Origin of the sequence: Enterobacter sp. Res13-Sevr-PEC09-46 (assembly GCF_015672585.1) — a bacterium.
Classification (GTDB): Bacteria; Pseudomonadota; Gammaproteobacteria; order Enterobacterales; family Enterobacteriaceae; genus Enterobacter; species Enterobacter hormaechei_C.
This window is the reverse complement of the sequence record NZ_JADABR010000017.1, coordinates 426,990-449,733: the sequence shown is the minus strand read 5'-3', so window position 1 is coordinate 449,733 and position 22,744 is coordinate 426,990. Positions and strand designations below refer to the sequence as shown.

Annotated in this window: 17 protein-coding genes and 1 pseudogene; 3 read left to right on the top strand and 15 right to left on the bottom strand. The window is 55.6% G+C overall.

What is annotated here, in order from left to right:
- Nucleotides 1-2: 2 nt before the first annotated feature.
- The 11 genes from IMQ56_RS11385 to IMQ56_RS11335 all read right to left on the bottom strand — a co-directional run bounded on the left by IMQ56_RS11385 (nucleotide 3) and on the right by IMQ56_RS11335 (nucleotide 11,052).
- Nucleotides 3-968: a GDP-L-fucose synthase gene (locus tag IMQ56_RS11385; protein ID WP_196063828.1), complete on the bottom strand. Its 966-nt coding sequence runs from the start codon at nucleotides 966-968 to the stop codon at nucleotides 3-5.
- Nucleotides 969-970: 2 nt separating this feature from the next.
- The gene (gene gmd / locus IMQ56_RS11380; protein ID WP_003863514.1) at nucleotides 971-2,092 is read right to left on the bottom strand and encodes a GDP-mannose 4,6-dehydratase; all 1,122 of its coding nucleotides are present in this window, start codon (nucleotides 2,090-2,092) and stop codon (nucleotides 971-973) included.
- Between the two features lie 21 nt (nucleotides 2,093-2,113).
- Entirely contained in the window at nucleotides 2,114-2,668 is a 555-nt protein-coding gene (gene wcaF, locus IMQ56_RS11375) for a colanic acid biosynthesis acetyltransferase WcaF (protein WP_063134485.1), read from the bottom strand.
- Nucleotides 2,669-2,684: 16 nt separating this feature from the next.
- The gene (wcaE, locus tag IMQ56_RS11370; RefSeq protein WP_003863510.1) at nucleotides 2,685-3,431 is read right to left on the bottom strand and encodes a colanic acid biosynthesis glycosyltransferase WcaE; all 747 of its coding nucleotides are present in this window, start codon (nucleotides 3,429-3,431) and stop codon (nucleotides 2,685-2,687) included.
- Nucleotides 3,432-3,447: 16 nt separating this feature from the next.
- Nucleotides 3,448-4,668, bottom strand: a complete 1,221-nt coding sequence (wcaD, locus tag IMQ56_RS11365) for a colanic acid polymerase WcaD (RefSeq protein ID WP_015572375.1) — start codon at nucleotides 4,666-4,668, stop codon at nucleotides 3,448-3,450.
- Complete coding sequence (wcaC, locus tag IMQ56_RS11360; RefSeq protein ID WP_032669515.1) at nucleotides 4,643-5,860, bottom strand: colanic acid biosynthesis glycosyltransferase WcaC; 1,218 nt, start codon at nucleotides 5,858-5,860, stop codon at nucleotides 4,643-4,645. The genes wcaD and wcaC overlap by 26 nt, the downstream gene beginning before the upstream one ends.
- Nucleotides 5,857-6,348 carry a colanic acid biosynthesis acetyltransferase WcaB gene (wcaB, locus tag IMQ56_RS11355; RefSeq protein WP_003863505.1) on the bottom strand — a complete coding sequence of 164 codons (492 nt, stop codon included), beginning with the start codon at nucleotides 6,346-6,348 and terminating at the stop codon, nucleotides 5,857-5,859. Before wcaB ends, wcaC begins: the two co-directional genes overlap by 4 nt.
- Complete coding sequence (gene wcaA / locus IMQ56_RS11350; RefSeq protein ID WP_017383272.1) at nucleotides 6,348-7,190, bottom strand: colanic acid biosynthesis glycosyltransferase WcaA; 843 nt, start codon at nucleotides 7,188-7,190, stop codon at nucleotides 6,348-6,350. The genes wcaB and wcaA overlap by 1 nt, the downstream gene beginning before the upstream one ends.
- A gap of 110 nt (nucleotides 7,191-7,300) precedes the next feature.
- Entirely contained in the window at nucleotides 7,301-9,463 is a 2,163-nt protein-coding gene (gene wzc / locus IMQ56_RS11345; protein WP_015572374.1) for a tyrosine-protein kinase Wzc, read from the bottom strand.
- Nucleotides 9,464-9,465: 2 nt separating this feature from the next.
- The gene (gene wzb / locus IMQ56_RS11340; RefSeq protein ID WP_003862078.1) at nucleotides 9,466-9,909 is read right to left on the bottom strand and encodes a low molecular weight protein-tyrosine-phosphatase Wzb; all 444 of its coding nucleotides are present in this window, start codon (nucleotides 9,907-9,909) and stop codon (nucleotides 9,466-9,468) included.
- 6 nt (nucleotides 9,910-9,915) lie between these two features.
- Nucleotides 9,916-11,052, bottom strand: coding sequence for a polysaccharide export protein (locus IMQ56_RS11335; protein WP_003862079.1), 1,137 nt, complete (start codon nucleotides 11,050-11,052; stop codon nucleotides 9,916-9,918).
- Nucleotides 11,053-11,745: 693 nt separating this feature from the next.
- On the opposite strand from IMQ56_RS11335, the gene IMQ56_RS11330 reads away from it, so the two are divergent.
- Nucleotides 11,746-13,329: a TerC family protein gene (locus tag IMQ56_RS11330; protein ID WP_040117855.1), complete on the top strand. Its 1,584-nt coding sequence runs from the start codon at nucleotides 11,746-11,748 to the stop codon at nucleotides 13,327-13,329.
- Nucleotides 13,330-13,419: 90 nt separating this feature from the next.
- Here IMQ56_RS11330 and asmA read toward each other — a convergent pair whose 3' ends face one another.
- From asmA to udk, 3 genes are all read right to left on the bottom strand, one after another.
- Nucleotides 13,420-15,270: an outer membrane assembly protein AsmA gene (gene asmA, locus IMQ56_RS11325; protein WP_196063827.1), complete on the bottom strand. Its 1,851-nt coding sequence runs from the start codon at nucleotides 15,268-15,270 to the stop codon at nucleotides 13,420-13,422.
- 23 nt (nucleotides 15,271-15,293) lie between these two features.
- Nucleotides 15,294-15,875 carry a dCTP deaminase gene (gene dcd / locus IMQ56_RS11320; protein WP_006811250.1) on the bottom strand — a complete coding sequence of 194 codons (582 nt, stop codon included), beginning with the start codon at nucleotides 15,873-15,875 and terminating at the stop codon, nucleotides 15,294-15,296.
- Between the two features lie 91 nt (nucleotides 15,876-15,966).
- Nucleotides 15,967-16,608: a uridine kinase gene (gene udk / locus IMQ56_RS11315; RefSeq protein ID WP_000130320.1), complete on the bottom strand. Its 642-nt coding sequence runs from the start codon at nucleotides 16,606-16,608 to the stop codon at nucleotides 15,967-15,969.
- A 342-nt stretch (nucleotides 16,609-16,950) separates the two neighbouring features.
- Here udk and IMQ56_RS11310 point away from each other — a divergent pair, with 342 nt between their 5' ends.
- Nucleotides 16,951-20,280, top strand: a complete 3,330-nt coding sequence (locus IMQ56_RS11310) for a diguanylate cyclase (protein ID WP_126291887.1) — start codon at nucleotides 16,951-16,953, stop codon at nucleotides 20,278-20,280.
- On the opposite strand, the pseudogene alkA reads toward IMQ56_RS11310, so the two are convergent.
- Nucleotides 20,245-21,117, bottom strand: a pseudogene (gene alkA, locus IMQ56_RS11305) (DNA-3-methyladenine glycosylase 2). The gene IMQ56_RS11310 and the pseudogene alkA overlap by 36 nt on opposite strands.
- Nucleotides 21,118-21,247: 130 nt before the next feature.
- Between alkA and yegD the strand changes: the two are divergent.
- Nucleotides 21,248-22,600, top strand: coding sequence for a molecular chaperone (gene yegD / locus IMQ56_RS11300; RefSeq protein WP_045349357.1), 1,353 nt, complete (start codon nucleotides 21,248-21,250; stop codon nucleotides 22,598-22,600).
- The last annotated feature ends 144 nt before the right edge of the window (nucleotides 22,601-22,744 follow it).

Below are 22,744 nucleotides of genomic sequence, written 5' to 3'. Positions count from 1 at the left end.
CATTACCCCCGGAAGCGGTGCTGGTTTTCCAGGAACCACTGGTAGGTGCTGGCCAGCCCCTGCTCCAGTGAGACCTCGTGATACCAGCCCAGCTGATGCAGACGGGTCACGTCCAGCAGCTTGCGCGGCGTGCCGTCCGGTTTGGTGGCGTCAAACACCACGCGTCCTTTGTAGCCCACCACCTGCGCGATGGTCTGTGCCAGCTCGCGAATGGTGCAGTCCACGCCGGTCCCGACGTTAATGTGCGACAGCATCGGCTCGGTGTTTTCCTGCCACACCTCGCGATCCAGCTCCATGACGTGAATGCTGGCCGCCGCCATGTCGTCCACGTGCAGGAACTCGCGCATTGGCGTACCGCTACCCCACACCACCACATCCGGGGCGTTTTCGGCAGTCGCCTCGTGGAAACGACGCAGCAGCGCCGGGATCACGTGCGAATTGCTCGGGTGGAAGTTGTCGTGCGGTCCGTACAGGTTGGTCGGCATCACCGAGCGATAGTCGCGGTTATACTGACGGTTGTAGGATTCACACAGCTTGATCCCGGCAATTTTGGCAATCGCATACGGCTCGTTGGTGGCTTCAAGCGTGCCCTGCAACAGTTCGCTCTCGGCGATCGGCTGCTTCGCCATTTTCGGGTAGATACAGGATGAGCCGAGGAACAGCAGTTTATTCACGTTGTGCAGATGCGCCGCGTGAATGATGTTGCTCTCAATCATCATGTTCTCGTAGATGAAATCCGCCGGGTAGGTGTTGTTAGCGACAATGCCGCCCACCTTCGCCGCCGCCAGATACACCTGGTCGATACGTTCGCTGGCGAAGAAGTCCTGCACCGCTTTGCTGTCAAGCAGGTTCAGCTCGTCGCGGGTGCGAACAATCACCTCAACGTCGCCGCGCTGTTTCAGCTGGCGAACAATCGCGGAACCCACCATTCCGCGATGACCGGCGACAAAAATACGTTGTTTTGTCATTCTCAGGACTCCAGCGCGATGGCAACCTCGTAGCCATGAGACTTGAGCAGGGAGTGTTTTTTCGCTGCTTCAAGATCTTTGGCCACCATCTCGGATACCATTTCTTGCAGGGTGGTTTCTGGTTTCCAGCCCAGCTTCTCGTGCGCTTTGGTTGGGTCGCCCAGCAGGGTTTCCACTTCAGCAGGACGGAAGTAACGCGGATCAACCTGGACAATCACGTCGCCTGGCTTCACGCCCGGTGCGTCGTGGCCGGTTACGGAAACAACGATACCCTTCTCTTCCACGCCGGTGCCTTCGAAGCGCAGCTTGATGCCCAGCTGTGCCGCAGCCATCTCAACGAACTGACGTACGGAGTACTGCACGCCGGTCGCGATCACGAAGTCTTCTGGCTGTTCCTGCTGCAACATCATCCACTGCATTTTCACGTAGTCTTTCGCATGGCCCCAGTCACGCAGGGAATCCATGTTGCCGAGGTGCAGGCAAGACTCCAGGCCCTGAGCGATGTTGGCGATCGCGCGGGTGATTTTGCGGGTCACGAAGGTTTCGCCGCGACGCGGAGATTCGTGGTTGAACAGAATGCCGTTACAGGCGTACATGCCGTAGGATTCACGGTAGTTCACGGTGATCCAGTAAGCGTACAGTTTCGCCACAGCGTACGGAGAACGTGGGTAGAACGGCGTGGTCTCTTTCTGCGGAATTTCCTGCACCAGACCGTACAACTCAGAGGTAGATGCCTGGTAGAAGCGGGTTTTCTTCTCAAGACCAAGGAAGCGAATCGCTTCCAGCAGACGCAGCGTACCCATCGCATCCACGTCAGCGGTGTACTCCGGGGACTCGAAGGAAACCGCAACGTGGCTCATTGCCCCCAGGTTGTACACTTCGTCCGGCTGTACTTCTTGCAGGATGCGGGTCAGGTTGGAGGTATCGGTCAGGTCGCCGTAATGCAGATGGAATTTCGGGTTTGCCGCATGCGGATCCTGGTAAATGTGATCGACACGCTCGGTGTTGAATGAAGAGGCACGACGCTTAATACCGTGAACTTCATACCCTTTTTCCAGCAGCAATTCTGCCAGGTAAGAACCATCTTGTCCGGTAACGCCGGTGATGAGAGCGACTTTAGACATGTTTATATTCCTCTGTACTTATCAAAGTTTTTCAGTTTCAACGCGTTCGCGTATCACCACTGCGGGGTTGCCACGGCAAATTTTATTTGCCGGTAGCGATTTAAAAACGCTGCTGCGGGCACCGACTACCGTGCCATCGCCAACAGAAACACCGGGTGCAACAAAGACGTCTGTTGCCAGCCAGCATTTTTCACCGATCACAACAGGCGAAGCGGTGATATCAAAATGCGGGCTCATAAAATCGTGGCTGCCGGTGCACAAATAACACTTCTGTGAAACCACCGAATTTGCGCCAATCGTAATCTCGCCAAGGGTATATAACACTGCGTCATCCCCAACCCAGGCGTAATCCCCAAGCGTTAATTTCCAGGGATAAGTAATTTTCACCGAAGGTCGAATGACTACGTTTTTTCCTATTTTTGCGCCAAACAGACGCAGTAAAAATGCGCGCCAGCGGTACAGTATTTGCGGCGACCAGGCAAATAACGTTGCCTGTACAGCCCACCACAGTTGTACTTTAATACCGCTCCCGCCCCGAAAACCTTTCGGCACGGAGAATCCCTTTAATTCCTGCATTACGTTTCCTTATATCTCAGGCTTTGTTATATAAGGCTTTCGCTTTACCCGTCGTTTTCAGACGTAAGAAATAAGATAATTCCGCCCAGAACCCCGGCACGCGTAATATTTTACGCTGCACGTTTTTGGCATCCTGGCACAGTTCCAGATTATTCGAGGTTGACACGCCACCCATTGAAAATTCAGATACCAGTCCTTTAATTCGACGGAACGGGTAGCCAGATTTGTACAGGCTGGCGGCCAGGGCATAATCTGATGACACTTTATAGCGCAAATCGTAAGGCTGTTTTTTCAGGCCGCTCATTGGGAAGAAAATAGCCTGATGGCTGGCCGGCAGGCTGTGGTAGATATACCAGCCTGGTTTCGCGCCGCGCAGCACTTTTTTCCCCTCGCCGAAATCAAGCAGCGCATCACCAATAAACATGGCATCTTCTTTCTGGCGCGCCAGTTGACGGGCAAACAGCGCCACATCTTCATGGAACACATCGCCGGAATTGAGGAAGATCGCGTAACGCCCCTGCGCCATGTTGATGCCTTTATTCATGGCATCGTAAATACCTTTATCTTTCTCGCTGATGTAACGTAAGTTGAACTCACCGTTGAGTTTTTCCAGGAACTCCGCCGTGCCGTCGTTCGAGCCGCCATCGACCACGATCCACTCAAAGGTGAGGCTCGGATCGCGCGCCAGGTTGCGCAGCGAGCGCCAGGTTTTTACCACCCCTTCGTAGTTACGAAAGGCGACAGTAATGACGCTAAGAAACATAAATCACCTCATTTCGTCATACGCTCGTAATATTCAGCGCTTTGCGCAAAATAAACGGACATACAATTAAGAATGCATATTCCGGGCTAAATATTGACCCGGTAAAAAACAACGACACCGGTGTGAACAGATAAAGTTGCACGCGAAAGTTCTGGTTATCACCAAACGCGTTAATCATCATTTTGAAAACTTTAAACAGATACCACAGTGTCAACAGTACGGCGAACCAGGAAAAATAGATAATTAACAGATACAGACCATTGTCTATGGTTTTACCGACATCCGCACCGTTAAAGATTCCGAATGATGCAACATATTCGTAAAGTGAGCCGAATCTTACTACGCCATCAATATGGGTTAAGGAATAACCCACCATCACCAGTGGACCAATGATGCGATAATAGGACGACGAACCTTCCGTTCCCAAATCACCCAGACGTTCAGAAATGTACGGAAACGCAAATATTACGCCCACTAAAAATACCGTCAGAGAGATTATCGCCAGCGGCAGTTTTTTCTTAATCGCCTCTTTGTTCAGGTACTGGAACGCCCACTCCAGCAGGTAAAACAGAATAAACGTCATTACCCCGGAGAACGACCCTGACAGAACGATTCCTGCAAGAATCATAGCATCGGTCTTGGGGGTTTTGATACCGAACTGTTTGATGCTGAGCCAAATTGAGATTAATGCCAGAGCAAAAAACGCCGGTTCAAAATAGAGCGCGGTTGTACGCTTGCCACCAAACTTAATGAAGTTCAGTACATAGCTGTTACTGTATATAAGATATTTCGAAATTATTTCCATCAGGCTACTGCCGCCTGTGAGAATAATTTGCGCCATCTCCATTGCCGCAAGCACAACAATCAGCCCGACGACAATATAAAAGAACCTGAGGATTTTCCTATAATTGTGCGGAGAAATAGTTTTAAAGCGAATACTCCACACCATGCCAATAATGATAACGATATAAACAAACAGCATGGTGGAGGTGACATATTTGCTGGCGTCCAGCGACTGACCAAAGATGTAGTTAAACGCCGTCAGACCAAACCCGATGCCCAGTGAAATCATCAGCTTTTTGAGGTTAAGCTTGTCAACGTAAAGCAACAGCAGAACCGGCAGGAAGGTGACGATAGTGATCGGGAAGCTTTCACCGAGCTGGGCAATCTTAACGTTGACCAGCAGGTAGATCAGCGGCAGCAGCAGATAACTACAGATTCTGATAGAACGAGACATACTCCTCCAGCATCTGTTGTCCACTGTACGCTTTGCGGCTACGGTTGCGGAACGATTCCAGGTCCGTGCCAAAAACAGCCTGCGCGATATCGGCCTTCGACAACTGCACCAGCGGCAGCACCTCATTTTCACTGAAGGTTTTACCGCCGGATTTCTCCAGCACTTCCCGCGCGGCGTCGCTGTGGGTGGCAATCACCGGTACGCCGATGGAGAGCGCTTCGCACAGGATCAGCGGGTAGTTGTCCACGCGGGAGCTGAACACCAGCGCGTCCATACCGTTCAGCGCGCTCATCAGTTTGCGCTTGTCGGTTTCAAACCCGTGGTTCACCACGTTAGCGCCATCAAACGGCGAGAATTTGCCAAAGGTATGCAGCTCAATTTTGTCGCCGAGCGCCATCATGTCGCGCACCAGCTGCTGGTTGGTTTTGCCGTCGTAGCGCAGGTCATGGGCGACGACCGCAATTTTCGGCTTACCGGGGGTAACGGCTACGGGCATCAGTTCGGCCAGGATCGCTTCCGTTGCCACATCAATACCGTTGTTGATGATCTGGCAGCGCCCTGCTCCGTACAGGCTATTAAAAGCGTCCGCCACGTGCTGGCTTGGGGAGATAAAGGTGCAGCCGAGCGAGAGCATATCGCGGAACAGCTGACGCTTACCCTCAACCAGCTGATGCGCGCGATCGACCTTCACCGGCGGGTAGTTGCTGAGCGTAGGGCATTTCTGGCAGTTATCTTTCCAGCCTTCGCAGCCGTCGGTAAAGGCGCAACGTCCGGTCACGCTCCAGTGGTCGTGCAGCGTCCAGACAAATCGGGTATCCGGCTTGTGCGCCTTCACCTTGCCACAAAACGCCACCACCTCTTCCAGATTCAGCCAGTAGCTGTGCAGCACGTGGAAGTGCAGCACAACCGGGCCGCGAGTGCGGGTGACGGTGCGGTAGAGATTATTCAGGTTGCCGAACAGGTCGCGGTTAAACAGGCGGAACAGCGCAATATTGGCGATGGAGGTCAGACGTGGCGTCTGCTTCAGCACCTGCGGATAGTTATCATGGCTGACGCTTTTCTTGCCGCCTTTACCGTAACCGTAAACAAAGCGCGACTGGAGTCCTTTTTGCAGCGCGCGCTGGTGCAGATCCAGCGCTACGCCTGCCGCCCCGCCCTCTGCGAGGCGTACGTTAAATTGCAGAATGTTCATTTAATCACCTTCACGCGGGCTTTCTCGCCCACCACCAGCGCGTTGTCCGGAATGCTGTCCAGCACCACGCTGCCTGCGCCAATCGTCACGTTATTACCCACGGTAATGTCCCCGATCATCACCACGTTGGCGCCCAACTCGACGTTATTGCCAATCACCGGGCAGGCCAGGCTGTCTGGCCCGCGGTTGCCGATTGTCACCCCGTGGCGAATGGTGAAATCATCACCCGCGACGACGAACTTGTTGATGACCACCGCATAGCCGTGATGAATGGTAAAGCGGCGGCCAATGGTGGCAGCGGCCTGAATTTCATAGCCAAAAAAGCATTCGGTGATGATGCGGTACAGCACCAGCACCGGCGCGGCCCAGATATTGTTCAGCACATTTTTTTTGCGCCACACCGAGCAAAAGTGCGCAATACGGTAGGCCAGAACCATGCAGCACGGGCGCAGGCTCCAGCTGTTAGCGCGGCAATCTTCCAGAAACATTATTTCCCCCGAAGCCCGTCAGCCAGACGCTTGCCGTTACGTACCGACAGCAGCGTCAGCAGCGTGCGCCAGTTCATGCGCTTGTTGCGGATCTGATACAGGGTAAAGAGCTGATACTTCCGGCTGGCACGGTCAAACTTGTCCTTGTGCTTGCGGTAAAAATGGAAGTAGCCCGAGAATTTCTTCGGCGACGAGGTGATTTGCATCTCCCCGTGATTGATGTGCAGGATCTGCGTGGCCTCTTCCACCTTCCACGGCTCGCCGTACTCCACCACCATCCGCAGGAAGATGTCGTAATCCTGCGCGGCCTTCAGCTCGGTATCGAACAGGCACTCCTTAAAGCGCCATGCCCAGGTAAACACCTGATTGCCGATAATGTTGCGCTTGTAGAACAGGCGGCGGGAATACGGTGATTTCGGATACAGCGGCAGGCTGGCCGGCTGCGAATAGACCTCGCCCTGGCAAACATAGTCATTGGCATACAGAAACGCGTGGGTCACCAGCTGCGCTTTGTGCGACAGGAAGATTGACAGACGGTTTGGCGTCCATTCGTCATCGTCGTCGATACCGGTCAGATACTGCCCTTTCGCCTGCATAATCGCCTGGTTGCGCACCGCACACGCCCCGGAGTTGATGGCGTTGTGCGTGTACACCACGCGCGGGTCGTTCAGGTCTTCAACAAACTTTTGCAGTTGTTCGTAAGAGGAGGAACAGTCATCCACGATAATCAGTTCCCAGTTATCGTAATCCTGACGCAGGACCGATTTAATCGCGCGGATCGCCAGCTGCTGACGATTCCATGTCGGCATATAGATAGAAATCAAAGGGCGTTGTGTGGTCATGGTCTTCCCCTTATCCCTCACCCCGCCCCTCTCCCGGAGGGAGAGGGAGAAAAGCTGCACCATGCAGTCCTCCTTCCCCCCTGGGGAGAGGGTTAGGATGAGGGGGATTATTATTTACTGTCAGACTTGTATTCGTACTCGTAGTAGCCGTAATCCTGGTATCCGGTCGCGCGGCGGAAGATGGAGTTCAGAATGACCCCCTTCACCTCAATACCGTTCTGCTCAAAGCGGCTCAGGCTGGTTTCCACTTCCTTCAGGGTGTTCACCGCATAGCGTGCGACCATCAGCGTGGTGCCCGCATGACGCCCTACCACGGCGGCGTCGGTAACCGCCAGAATTGGTGGGGTATCGATCAGCACCAGGTCATAGTTTTTGCTCGCCCACTCAATCAGCTGCGTGAAGCGCTCGCTCATCAGCAGTTCAGACGGGTTCGGCGGCACCTGACCGCGCGGGATCAGGTCAAATTTCGGAATCGACGTCGGCTTGGCGCTCTCGCTGATTTCCCCTTTACCGAGCAGGATTTCTGACAGACCGTTAACGTTGTTGGTGCCCAGCAGCTCGTGGGTGTAGCCCTTACGCATATCGCAGTCGATCAACAGCACGCGCTTGTTGGTCTGGCTCACCACCGCCGCCAGGTTGGCGCAGACGAAGGTTTTACCGATTGACGGGCTGACACCGGTCATCATCAGGACGTTGTTTTTGGCCTGCATCATGGCGAAGTGGAGGCTGGTACGCAGGCTGCGCACCGCTTCAATCGCCAGGTCAGTCGGGTTACCCACGGCCAGCAGCTGGCTCTGTTTGTAACGCTTGACGCCCTTAACGGTTTTCACGCTGTCACGGGACTTCTGCCACTCTGAAAGCGGGATGCTGGCGTACACGCTGATCCCGTTCTCTTCCAGCACCTGCGGGCTTTCGATACCGCGGTTGAACAGCGAGCGCAGCAGCACGCCGACAATGGAAAGCATCAGGCCGAGAATAATGCTGCCGAGGATAATCAGCGCTTTCTTCGGCTTCAGCACGCCCGGCTGGGTAATCGCCGGGTCAACGATACGCACGTCGCCGACGGTGCTGGCTTCGGTGATTTTCAGCTCCTGCTGTTTGTTCAGCAGCTGCATGTAAACCTGCTGGCCGGATTCCACATCACGCGTCAGGCGTACAATTTCCTGCTGCGTCTTCGGCATCGCGGTCACGCGGTCATTCAGCTTCGCCTTCTCTTCTTCCAGGGTACGACGTTTCTCCAGCAGCGTGCGGTACGCCGGGTGACGTTTGGTATAGAGCTTGGAAATCTCCGCCTCTTTGAAGGTCAGCTCGTTCAGCTGCGCATCAATATTCACCATGGAGTCGAGAACCGATTTCGCCTCCAGCGGCAGATCGACGGAATCCTTGTCCTGACGGTACGCGTTCAGCTTGTTCTCAGCGTCATCCAGACGGGCGCGCACCTCCGGCAGCTGTTTACTGAGAAACGCCAGGCTTTTTGCGGCTTCCGCTGACTTGCGCTCAACGTTCTGCTCCAGATAGTTGCGGGTGATGCTATTGAGGATGTCGCGAATTTGATCCTTGTCTTCACCGGTGAAGGTCATGCTCAGGACGCCGGTGTCCTTGCCGTTTTCGGTGACGGTCAGGTTGTTTTGCAGGTTGTTGATCATCCCGAGCGTCGAGAATTTGGTGACCGTAAACTCCCCGCCCTCATGCGCCTGAATTGCGCTGACCTTGATGCTGACGCCCTCTTTGGTCAGCATCTGCCCCACCTCACCGCGTGCGCTGAAGCCCGCGTCGCTGGTCAGTTGATACTGTTTTGGTCCCAGCACGGTCAGGGTAAAGGTTTGGTCCCCTGCCCCTTTTGGGATCACGAAGTCGGTCACTTTTACCGTATCGTTACTGCGCCCCATCAGGCGATCCCAGCCTGCGCCAAATACCGGGAAGGTGTTTTTGGTAACCGCGATATCCAGCCCCAGATCGTGAACCGTTTTGCCCAGTACCAGGCGCGACTGGATCAGCTGAATTTCGGCTTCCGATGCCGGCGGCTTGTTGGCCAGCGCCGAGCCGATATCCTGAACCAGCGAGTTTCCGGTATTTTGTTCGATCTGCACCAGCGCGTCGGCGCTGTAAATAGGCGTCGCGAACAGCGTATAAACGATCGCCGCCACGGCAAAGATGGCGGTAATACCCAGCACCCACCATTTCGCTTCAATAACGGTCCCGACCAGGCGACCGATATCGATTTCATCACTGCCCGACGTCGGGGCGGCAGAAGGTCTTGTTTTTTCTGTCATTGTTATCCCTGCTGAGCTTTCAGTGCCTGCGCCCACTGACGGGCAGACTGGTCTAGTAAGGTGTATACCGCCTCAAAGGCCTCGCGGCTCTTGCGATACGGATCGGGAATTTCGCGCTCACCATCCCAGTGACCAAACAGCATCACCTTGCCGCGCATCTCCGGTGCGATATCGCACAGCGCGTGAATGTGGCGTTTTTCCATCGCGAGAATCAGGTCATATTCCCGGCACATCCGGCCAGAGACCTGACGGGCAACGTGCCCGTCGAGTGAGAGGTTATGCTCAAGGGCAACGCTTGCGGCACGTTCGTCGGCACCTTTTCCGACCAGCGCGCCCAGCCCTGCGGAGTCGACCGTTAACGCAGGCTGGTAATTTTTCAACAGCCTTTCAGCCGTGGGGGAACGGCAAATGTTCCCCACGCACACCACCAGAATTTTGTTAAACATCGCGGCTTACCAGTTATGAACGTCGCTCGCCGTATCCGTCATGTAGCGAACGCCACTGATGGTAGGCAGCAACTGGTTGATCAGACGGTTCCAGCGGGCAACCGGCGCGGTGGTGACATAGACCACATCGTACGGCTGGAGACGGAACGACGTTGCCATGACCAGGGACGTCGCGTCGGACATATCCAGCTGGTAGATGTTGGCAATCTTGCCCTTCGCGTTCTCGCCTTTGATAGGACGGATCACGAAGATACCGCTGGCGTTGGAGGCGGTCAGATCGATGCCTTCCGCATTGCCCAGCGCTTCGGTCAGGGTCATACCGCTGAAGTCCATCTTGAGGGTGCTCTGTTTCTTCACTTCACCCATCACGAACACTTTCAGATCGTCGTTGCGCGGCACGTACAGAATATCGCCCGGATAAAGGAGGCGGTTCTGGGTCAGGTCACCGTTTTGCATCAGCGCCTGAAGCGAAATGCGCTGCTCTTTGCCGTTGTGGGTCAGCACCACGTTGCGCCAGTCAGCGCCGTCGGTTAAGCCGCCTGCGGCATTGATCGCATCGAGAACGGTGAGCGGGACGTTGGTGATCGCCTGCTGACCGGATTTGTTGACCTGGCCAGAGATATAGGCTTTCTGGGATCGGAACGCGGCGATATTAACGTCCACCTGCGGGTCAGCAATGTACTGCGCCAGGCGGCCGGTAATATCACTACGGATCTCAGCAAGCGTTTTGCCCGCGACGTGCACTTTGCCAATGTAGGGATAGAACATGGTGCCATCGGACTGTACCCAGTTACCGGTGTCACTTGAGCTGCGGTACTGGCCCGCAGGCGTGGTCAGTTCAGGGTGATCCCAGACGGTCACATTAATGACGTCACCCGGACCCACGCGATACTGGTAAGAGGCAATTTCCTGGTCCAGAGACATATTTGGCTGAGCAACATTTGGACGTGGGCGTAATTGTTCCACCAGACGTGGGGTTAATGGATACACATTCACCATTTTGTCGAGATCAAAATCAGCATCCTGCTGTTTAATCACATCCTTGCCCATTGTCGACATATTGCTGCCGGGAAAGACCGTGCAACCACTCATCAAGGTCACAGACACCAATAATGGCATCAATTTCATTTTGGATTTCATCATTGATTATTTATCACTTTGGCAGAGTAATTATCCTGTGCAATTAAAATAAGCGCGGGTCGTGGTGACAATCAGAATGCAGTTAATCATTTAGCAATATAACTGGCATCAGTCCTAAAAAAAGCTTATTCATCCATTGGCTATTGACAGAATAATTGAGGCTGATTCACACGCTTTCAGGCACGCTACCGCCCTTGGCTTTCAGTTACCAATCCACTGACTAAACAATGCGTTATGGTTAGACACCCTCTTGGATAAGGCCTTTTGCGAAATATATCAAACGCCTCACAGGGGCGATTGATAATGTATAACCTTCACCAAAGACCGAAACAAAAATAGCAACAAGGAGATTTAACATTTGATGCTGGAAGAATTGTTGCAGCTAACCTAATAGCAGGCAAGGAGACAACCGTCCTAATATTCGTTTTTAAGATTAATATTAAGAGCAAAGTTTTAAGGTTTTCGGATTTTCTTTATATTGACAAAATAGATCGCCGGACCATTTATTGCGATATTTCCTAAATATCGACTTGTGTAATTAAATCTTCGCAATTAACTTATTTACACCGCCCGGCAAATGGGGTTTACCAGAGTGTAGCATTAAGAGAAATCTCACCCCGGCATTGCAATTTCCGTCGGCTTTATCCATGATCGAAGTGTGACATTAGTCATATAACAGAAGGTATTGCATTTACTATGGAATGGATTGCCGATCCATCAATCTGGGCCGGGCTGGTGACGCTGGTCGTCATCGAATTAGTGCTCGGCATTGATAACCTGGTGTTTATCGCCATCCTTGCCGATAAATTACCCTCTTCACAACGCGACCGCGCCCGCGTGACGGGTCTTCTGCTCGCCATGGTGATGCGTCTGCTGTTACTGGCCTCAATCTCCTGGCTGGTGACGCTGACCAAACCCTTATTCAGCGTGCAGGGTCTGAGCTTTAGCGCCCGCGACCTGATCATGCTTTTCGGCGGATTGTTCCTGCTGTTCAAAGCCACGGTTGAGCTTAATGAGCGGCTGGAAGGAAAAGACAGTGAAAACCCCACCCAGCGACGCGGTGCAAAATTCTGGCCAGTGGTCGCGCAGATAGTGGTGCTGGATGCCGTCTTTTCTCTCGACTCCGTGATCACGGCCGTCGGGATGGTTGACCATCTGGCGGTGATGATGGCCGCGGTGATCATCGCCATCACCCTGATGGTGATCGCCAGTAAAGCCCTGACGCGCTTCGTGAACAGTCACCCGACTATCGTCATCCTCTGTCTGAGCTTCCTGCTGATGATTGGCTTTAGCCTGGTCGCGGATGGTTTTGGCTTCCATATCCCGAAAGGGTATCTGTACGCCGCCATTGGTTTCTCGGTGCTGATTGAGTTTCTCAACCAGCTGGCCATTTTCAACCGTCGCCGTTTTCTCTCCGCGAACCAGACATTACGACAGCGCACCGCAGATACGGTGATGCGCCTGCTGAGCGGCAAAAAAGAGGATGCCGAGCTGGATGCTGAATCCGCGGCGATGCTTGCCGACCACAGCGACGGGCAGATCTTCAACCCGCAGGAACGCCGGATGATAGAGCGCGTGCTTAACCTCAACCAGCGCTCGGTGAGCAGTATCATGACCTCCCGCCATGACATTGAGCATATTGACCTGACGGCGCCGGAAGAGCAGATCCGCGCCCTGCTGGATAAAAACCAGCACACCCGCGTGGTCGTGACCGGCGGTGAAGAGGAAGAAGAGCTGCTGGGCGTGGTACACGTGATTGACCTCCTGCAACAGCAGCTCCACGGCGAGCCGCTCAACCTGCGGGCGCTGGTGCGCCAGCCGCTGGTCTTCCCGGAAGCGCTGCCGCTGCTCTCCGCGCTGGAGCAGTTCCGCAACGCGCGTACCCACTTCGCGTTTGTCGTTGATGAGTTTGGTTCTGTGGAAGGGCTGGTAACGCTCAGCGACGTGATGGAAACCATCGCCGGTAATCTGCCTAATGAGGTGGATGAGATCGATGCGCGTCACGATATTCAGAAAAACGCCGACGGCAGCTGGACCGCCAACGGCCATATGCCGCTCGAAGATCTGGTGCAGTTCGTTCCGCTTCCGCTGGATGAGAAGCGCGAATACCACACCATCGCCGGTTTGCTGATGGAATATCTGCAACGTATTCCGCAGCCGGGCGAAGAGGTCCAGGTGGGGGATTACATGATCAAAACCTTGCAGGTAGAGAGCCATCGCGTGCAGAAGGTGCAGCTGATACCGCTGCGCGGTGAAGATGAGATGGATTTTGAGGTGTAAAAAAGCCGGGTGGCGCTTCGCTTACCCGGCCTACGGTGTCTGGCTTTTATAGGCCGGGTAAGACAAAGCCGCCACCCGGCACAACAGGCATCACAGCTTATCGAGCAGCTTTTTCACGTCCTTACCTGACTGAGACTCTTTATTGCGGTCCGCCCAGTCATTCAGCCGACGTTTCGCTTCATCCTGAAGGTGCTTCCGCAGGATCTGATCGACCTGCAAACTGTAATTCAACTCCTGCCATTTTCCGTACACGCGCAGCGGTATCGGCGTCTCTTTCAGGAACTCCACAAGCTGGCCTTCGCCTTCCCAGCCAGCCTTCACGCGGACGTTGAAGCGGGTGTCTGCCGTCTCTTTCACCAGATCCAGCGCGCCGGTTCCGGTCAGCGCCAGCAGTGACGAAGTCCCCTGCATGTCGTCAAGCGAGAGCTGACCGTTGTCGAGGGCAAGCTCGCTGGTAAAGCTGTCCAGACGGGTTGCGCTGTCGTAGTTTTCATTCGCTTTCACGCTGCTGCTGCGTTCTACCGCCTGCTGCACCAGCTGCTGGAAGTTCAGCCCTTCCATGCGCGAATCTTTCAGCTCAACGTGCGCCTTCCCCTGCCAGCTACGACGGAAGGCGTCCGCATCAATCTTCGTACCAGAGAAATCCCCTGCCAGCGACAGCTGCCCCGTGAGGGCAATCGGGTAATTAAAGGCTTTCAGGATGGTGCCAATCTCAACGTTTTCCAGACGCGGCTGGAACGCGGCGCTGGCAACGTCTTTGCGTACATCCAGCGTGCCCGGCAGGGAGAGGTTCCCTGCTCCCATTTTTCCGCTGAGCTCGGAGATGACCAGCAGGCCGTTGTGGTTGAACATCTGGCTGCTGACGTCAGTAAAATCAATCCCACGCCAGCGCACGCTGTTCGCTTTCAGCAGAATGTCGGCGGTAAATCCGCGCAGGCCGTTGTAGTCAGGCTGATCGAGATTTGAGGAGATCACCGGACGCGACTGCGTGACCTGGCTTTGCCCCACCTGCGTGGCTCCCTCATCGGTCGCGTTCACCGATTGGGGCGGAAGCAGGTTCTCGAGGTTCAGCTTGTCGAATTGCAGATCCAGCACCCACTTAGGTTTCTCATCAAGCGTGACGCTCGCCTGCCCCTTCAGGGCACTGTCGTTGGCCTGGAGATTGAGCGCGTTCAGTTCGAGCTGTTTGCGCTCTTCATGCCACACCGCCTGCATCGTGCCCTGGCCGACAATCCCCTTCGCGGGTAAATCCGCGCCGGTCAGCTGCCAGTTGAGCTGCTGAACGTCCGCCGTCAGCTGGTGCGGATAGTCAGAGGCGTTCACGTTCGCGTTCATCGACAGGTTGAGATCGCGCTGATTGCGGTTGATCCGCCCGGAGAACTCCATGGTGGCGTGATGGTTGGCATCCTGCTCCATCCTGAGGTTGATATTGCGTACGGTGATCTGTTCGTCATCTTCATGCTGGAAAACCAGCACGCTGTCAGCAACTTTCAGATTACCAATATCGAACGACCAGCCGGTGTCAGACGGGACGTCAGGCAAGGTGTTTTCACGCGGTGCGACCGGAGCATCCGCCTGACGAACGGCTTCGGTTTGCGGCGTAAGCTGAATCACCGCCCCTTTCAGCATCACCTGTTCAACCTGGAGCTGATGGGATAAGAGCGGGATGAGAGCGACATCAAGACGCATGTTATCCGCCGTGACCAGCGGCTGCGCGGCACCCGGCGCGGTGAGGGACATACGTCCGGAGAGAATGCTGAGCTGAGGCCAGACGTGCCAGCGCAGCGGCCCGTCCAGCTTGAGTTCATACCCGCTGCGCGCTTCCACCTGCCGCACCATGTAGGCCCGGAAGTCATTCGGGTTAACCAGCAGCACCAACGCTGAAAGGCCAGCCACCAGCACCACCAGCAAAATCATCAGCGTTGTCAGAACTCTTCTCATGGCTTCCTCAGTGAACTCACAGATCAGTCTTTATCGATACGACTGGCAACCGCACCCTGCTGGTCGCGATATTTTGCGTCCTGACGGCGGTTATAAGGACGGTCTGCCGGGCCGGTCAGCGGTTCAAAGCTCAACGCACCAATCATCATTCCCGGACGAAGCGCCAGCGGCAATTTACCGGCGTTAAAGAACTCCAGCACGATACGGCCAGACCAGCCCGGATCGATACGGTGCGCGGTGACGTGCACCATCAGGCCCAGACGCGCCAGGGAAGAGCGTCCGTCAAGCCAGCCGACCAGGTCCGCAGGCAGCGTGACCGATTCAAAGGTCACCGCCAGCGCCAGTTCGCCAGGATGGAGATAAAACGCCTCTCCTTCTTCGATGACGATTTCGTCGCTCATGACGCGATCCAGCGCCGCACTGACTTCGTCTTTCGGCCCGCTGAGGTCTATAAACGGTGCCGTGTGGCCGCTGAAGGTGCGGAATTTATTCCCCAGACGCACATCGACGGTCACGCCGTTAATACGCTCAACCGGCGGACGCGGGGTGATAGACAGGCGGCCTTCATCCAGCCAGGCTTCTATATCGCGGTCACAAAGACGCATGGCACTTTCTCCTTTCGTGCATCGCGCCCTGAAGCCTTACGGCGTCAGGGCAAAACCAGGTTATCTCTGAACGGTACACAATTCACACGGCTTATTCAAAAAACTGACTGATTTTCGCTTTTAAGATATCAATGGCAATACGGTTTTTACCGCCGCGAGGCACGATAATATCGGCGTATTGTTTCGAAGGCTCAATAAATTGCAGGAACATCGGGCGAACGGTTTTCTGATATTGCGCCATCACGGAGTCCATGGAGCGGCCGCGTTCGTTAACGTCGCGTTTAATACGCCGCATCAGGCAGATATCCAGCGGAGTGTCGACGAAAATCGAGAAGTTCATAGATTCCCGCAGACGGGCGTCGGTGAGCAGCAAAATCCCTTCAAGGATAATCACCTTCTTGGGCTCGATACGGATCGTTTCCTGGGTGCGGGTATGTTCCACGTAGCTGTAGACGGGCAGCTCAATCGCCTCGCCGCGCTTGAGCGCTTCCAGATGCTGGAACAGCAGGCTGTGATCCATCGCACTGGGGTGGTCGTAGTTGGTTTTTACGCGCTCTTCCATCGAAAGATGGGATTGATCTTTGTAATAGCTATCTTCGGGAATCACACCGATATGCTCATCACCCACTTGTTCACGCAGTTCGCGATAAAGCGTACTGGCAATAAGACTTTTACCTGAAGCCGATGCGCCGGCGATGCCTATGATGACGCACTGATGAGACTTATCAGTCATAAATTTAGCGACCTGATTAACCTGGATGTAAGGAAGGACGACGCCGGAGCGTCAAACGCGGCAATTATAGGGATTTCGGGGGCGTGATACCAGTCGAATGCGCAGGTTATGCGAGGCGGGCTGAAAAGCGCTGTTTCACGCCTTTAGCAAAATTTTTACGCGCGGTTTTTCGCCATTTCATCACCCTTCTTCGCAGAGTAACTATTTTATAAGTCTATGAAGTCAAAATCTGACCACTCAGCATATGAATTGTAAAATGTTTGTACTAGCATAAACCAAATTATTAATTTCACGCGTCCGGACCTGGCTCCTGACAACATGGCGTCCCTGGATAGAGCGGTAATGAATAAACAATACCAGCGGGTTTTGGTTACTACCCCACATCCTTTACTGCGGCTTGTCTGTCTGGGTCTGGTCACGTTCATCTTCACCTTATTTTCCCTCGAGCTGACTCGCTTCGGTACGCTGCTGGCGCCACTATGGTTCCCGACTTCAATTATGATGGTGGCGTTTTACCGCCATGCGGGAAAAATGTGGCCCGGCATTGCGCTCGCCTGCTCCTTTGGCAATATTTTTGCCTCGTGGATGCTCTTCTCATGGGCATCGATCAACATCACCTACACGGCGATCAATATCATTGAGGCCACGGTTGGCGCGCTGTTACTGCGTAAGCTGCTCCCCTGGTATAACCCGCTGCAAAACCTCAACGACTGGGTCCGGCTTGCCCTCGGCAGTGCCCTGGTGCCGCCGCTGGTGGGGGGCGTTCTGGTTCATTTTCTGGTGCCGAGCGCGGAGCCGCTGCGTAATTTCCTTGTCTGGGTACTTTCAGAAGCCATTGGCGCACTGGCGCTGGTGCCGTTAGGTCTGCTGTTTAAGCCGCATTACCTGCTGCGCCACCGCAACCCGAAACTGCTGCTGGAAACGCTGGTGACCCTGGTCGTCACGCTGGTTCTTAGCTGGACGGCAATCACCTGGCTGCCGTGGCCATTCACCTGCATTATCGTTCTACTGATGTGGAGCGCGGTCCGTCTGCCGCGTATGGAAGCGTTCCTGATATTTTTATTCACCATCATGATGGTGTCCCTGATGATGGCGCGAAATCCGCTCTCCATGACGCCCTCCACCATGATCGTCACCTTCAACGCGCCGTGGCTCCCCTTCCTGATGATGCTGCTCCCCGCCAACATTATGACGATGGTGATGTATGCCTTCCGGGCCGAGCGTAAACATATTACGGAAAGCGAAGAACGTTTTCGCAATGCGATGGAGTATTCCGCGATTGGTATGGCGCTGGTGGGCATTGAGGGCCAGTGGCTTCAGGCCAACAAGGCGCTGTGCAATTTCCTCGGTTACAGCCAGTCTGAGCTTCAGTCGCTCACGTTCCAGCAGTTAACCTGGCCGGAAGATTTAAATACCGACCTGGAACAGTTGCAACAGCTGATTCACGGCGAGATCAACACCTACACCCTCGAAAAACGCTACTACACCCGCAGCGGCGAGGTGGTGTGGGCGCTGCTGGCCGTCTCCGTTGTGCGCCATGCCGACGGCACCCCGCTCTACTTTATTGCCCAGATTGAAGACATCAACGATCTGAAACAGACCGAGTGGGTGAATAAGCGTCTGATGGAGCGTATCACTCTCGCTAACGAAGCCGGCGGAATCGGGATTTGGGAGTGGGATCTCGAGCCGGACGTAATCAGCTGGGATAAACGGATGTTTGAGCTGTACGAGATCCCCTCGCACATTAAACCCACCTGGCAGCTCTGGCATGCGGCCATGGTGCCTGAAGATCGTACGCACGCCGAACAGGTCCTGCGTGAGTCACTCCAGGCCAGGGTACCTTTCAAGCTGGAATTTCGCATTCGCGTCAAGGATGGCATTCGCCACATTCGTTCGCTGGCGAACCGGGTGCTGAACAAACAGGGCGAAGTGGAGCGGCTGTTAGGGATCAACATGGATATGACCGAGGTGAAGCAGCTGAACGAGGCGCTATTCCAGGAAAAAGAGCGCCTGCATATCACCCTCGACTCTATCGGCGAAGCGGTGCTGTGTACCGACATCGACATGAACATCACCTTTATGAACCCGGTCGCCGAGAAGATGAGCGGCTGGTCGCAAAGCGAAGCGCTGGGTCAGCCCATTCTGAAGGTGCTACACATTACCTTCGGCGAGAACGGTCCGTTAATGGAAAACATCCACAGCGGCGATATGTCCCGTACCGATATCGAACAGGATGTGGTGCTTAACTGCCGCAATGGCGGCAGTTTCGACATTCATTACAGCATAACCCCCCTCAGCACTCTGGAAGGACACACCATCGGCTCGGTGCTGGTGATTCAGGACGTCACCGAGTCGCGCAAAATGCTGCGCCAGCTGAGCTACAGCGCTTCCCATGACGCCCTTACCCACCTGGCGAACCGCGTCAGCTTTGAAAACCATCTGAAGCGCCTGTTGCAGACGGTACAGGAGACCCATCAGCGTCACGCGCTGGTCTTTATCGATCTTGACCGTTTTAAGGCGGTGAACGATACGGCAGGCCACGCGGCGGGCGACGCTCTCCTGCGCGAACTCTCTTCGCTGATGCTGACCATGCTGCGCTCCAGCGACGTACTGGCGCGTCTGGGCGGCGACGAGTTTGGCCTGCTGCTGCCGGACTGCAACGTCGAAAGCGCACGCTATATTGCGGGCCGGTTGATCGACGCCATCAACAACTATCATTTTTCCTGGGAAGGACGCCTGCACCGCATTGGCGCCAGCGCGGGGATTACGCTGATTGACGACACCAATTACCAGGCTGCGGAAGTGATGTCTCAGGCCGATATCGCCTGCTACGCCTCGAAAAACAGCGGGCGCGGCGTGGTCACCGTCTACGAACCCCAGCAGGAGCGGATCCACAGCACGCGCAGCATGATGTCGCTGGATGAGCAGTGGCACATGATTAAAGATAACCATCTGCTGATGATCGCCCGCAGCGTCGCCTCGCCGCGCATTCCCGAGAGCAGTAGCTTCTGGCTGATTTCCTTGCGGCTGTGGACCAGCCAGGGAGAAGTGCTGGAAGAGCATGCCTTCCGCGCCGGGCTGGCGGAGCCGGAGCTGCTGCACGCCCTGGACCGACGGATATTCAGCGAATTTTTCCGTACCTATGCCGCACAGGTGGCGGCCAAAGGAATGGGCGTCGCGCTGCCGCTCTCAGAAGCGGGTTTAGCCAGCGTCACGCTGGTGGATGAGCTGCTCGACCTCATTACCAAAGGTCCGCTGCCGGCGCGGCTGCTGCATCTGGCGATCGCCGCTGATGTGCTGAGCAATAAAGATGAAAACGTGCAGCAGGGTCTGCAAAAGCTTCGTCAGGCTGGCTGTCGCGTGGTGCTGACCCGGGTCGGACGCGATATGAACGTCTTCAGCCAGCTCAGCGCCAATACCGCTGATTATCTGCTGCTGGATGCAGACGTGGTGACTAACGTCCACGGCAATCTGATGGATGAGATGATGGTGACAATCATTCAGGGCCACGCCCAGCGTCTGGGCATAAAAACCATTGCCGGGCCATGCCATCAGTCGATCATGATGGATACGCTATCGGGCATCGGCGTTGACTTCATTTACGGCGACACCATCGGGGAAGCGCAGCCGCTCGATCTACTGCTGAATACCAGCTATTTCGCCATCAACTGACGGCGACCAGCCGTCGGTGTACCAGATATGTAACAGCGCATACGAGCGCCACGGCTGCCAGCGCTCGGCATAGCGACGGATCTGCGCGGGCGTCATACCGGCAAAGCGCTGTTTAATCAGATAGTCATCCGGCAGGAAAACATCCTTCGCCTGTCAGCCGCGCAGGGCCAGATAATTCGCGGTCCAGCGCCCGATGCCGGGGCGCTGTTGTAGCGCCTTCATCCCGGCCTCAACGTTCGCAGGCGGGAACAGCGGGAATTCACCGTCCACCACCGACTGCGCCAGATGAATCAACGACTCCGCACGCCTGAGCGGCATCCCGAGGGCTTTCAACGCCAGCGGATCTGCCGCGGCCAGCACCTCTGGCGGAGGAAAGCAGAGATAGCCCGGCGCATCCTCAATGGGTTCACCGCACAGCGCCACCACCCGTGACGCCAGTTTTGCCGCCATCGCCACGCTCACCAGTTGCCCGAGAATGGCGCGCACGCCCTGCTCGTATGCATCCATCGCGCCGGGCAAACGTAAGCCCGGCCGCGCCGCGCCGAGCTCGCCGAGAGTCTGCGCAATGTGCAGCGGGTCGCAATCGAGGTCAAACAGGCGGGAGATGCGGTCGAGGCAGATATCCGCCACCGGGATCAGGCCAGGGCTGAGCGACACCGCCAGCGTAGGGGTTGCGCTGTCTGGCGTAACCCGGAAAACGCCCTGGTGCCCGGCATAGCCAAAACTGCGCTCGTAGTAATCCTCCGTAACGGTCTCAACCCCCGTGACCGCACGCGCGGCAAGAAAGCCAAACATCCACGACCAGTCGTAGGGCGGTTGCCAGTTCAGGGTGTACATCGTCTCTCCTTTTGTATTTACCTCAGCATAAACCGAAAGATCGCCTTGCGCCTTGCTTTCATATTCCTGTTGTCGCCTGGCAGACATTTCGCTAAAGTCTCGCCCCTTCTCACCGGCATGGGGATTTATTGTGTTTATTGGATTCGACTACGGCACCGCAAACTGCTCGGTTGCGATAATGCAAAACGGACAACCGCAGCTCCTGAAAATGGAAAACGGCAGTACGCTGTTGCCGTCAATGCTTTGTGCGCCCACGCGTGAAGCGGTGAGCGAGTGGCTGTTCCGCCACCATCAGGTTCCGGCCACGGCGGCGGAGACCCAGGCGCTGCTGCGCCGTGCGGTCAGCTTTAACCGCGAGGAAGATATCGACGTTACCTCGTCCAGCGTGCAGTTCGGCCTCTCTTCCCTCGGGCAGTACATTGAAGATCCGGAAGAGGTCTACTTCGTTAAATCGCCGAAATCCTTCCTCGGCGCCAGCGGCATGAAGCCGCAGCAGGTGGCGATGTTTGAAGATCTGGTCTGCGCGATGATGCTGCACATCCGCAATCAGGCGCAGTCTCAGGTGCCGGATGCCATCACCCAGGCGGTGATTGGCCGTCCGATTAACTTTCAGGGGCTGGGCGGCGACGAAGCCAACCAGCAGGCGCAGGGGATCCTTGAGCGTGCAGCGCACCGGGCAGGCTTCCGTGACGTGGTGTTCCAGTATGAGCCGGTTGCGGCGGGGCTGGATTTTGAAGCCACGCTGACGGAAGAGAAACGGGTGCTGGTGGTGGACATCGGCGGCGGTACGACGGACTGTTCATTACTGCTGATGGGTCCGCAGTGGCATCACCGTCGCGATCGTGAAAATAGTCTGCTGGGGCACAGCGGCTGCCGCGTGGGCGGTAACGATCTGGATATTGCCCTGGCCTTCAAGAGCCTGATGCCGCTGCTCGGCATGGGCGGTCAAACCGAGAAAGGCATCGCCCTGCCGATCCTGCCGTGGTGGAACGCGATTGCCATCAACGACGTCCCTGCCCAGAGTGATTTTTACAGCACCGCGAATGGCCGTTTCCTCAACGATCTGGTGCGTGATGCGCAGGATGCAGAGAAGGTCGCACTTCTGTATAAGGTGTGGCGTCAGCGTCTGAGCTACCGCGTGGTGCGCACCGCCGAAGAGAGCAAAATTGCCCTTTCCGATCGTCCAGAGCATGCGGTTTCGCTGCCGTTTATCAGTGACGATCTGGCTACGGCTATCACTCAGGAAGGGCTGGAAATGGCGCTGACTCAGCCGCTTCAGCGTATTCTGGAGCAGGTGCAGCTGGCGCTTGAGAACGGCAACGTGAAGCCGGACGTAATTTACCTGACTGGCGGTAGCGCCCGTTCGCCGCTGATCAAGAAAGCGCTGGCGGAACAGCTGCCGGGGATCCCGATTGCCGGTGGCGATGACTTTGGCTCCGTTACGGCAGGGCTGGCGCGCTGGGCGCAGGTGGTGTTTAGCTAATGGGGTTGTGCCGGGTGGCGGCTTCGCCTTACCCGGCCTACAAGATCCTCCAACCGTAGGCCGGGTAAGCGCAGCGCCACCCGGCGAAGGCGAAACCGCAGCGCCACACTCAGACAATTCCCGACAGTCTTCCATATTTCCTCC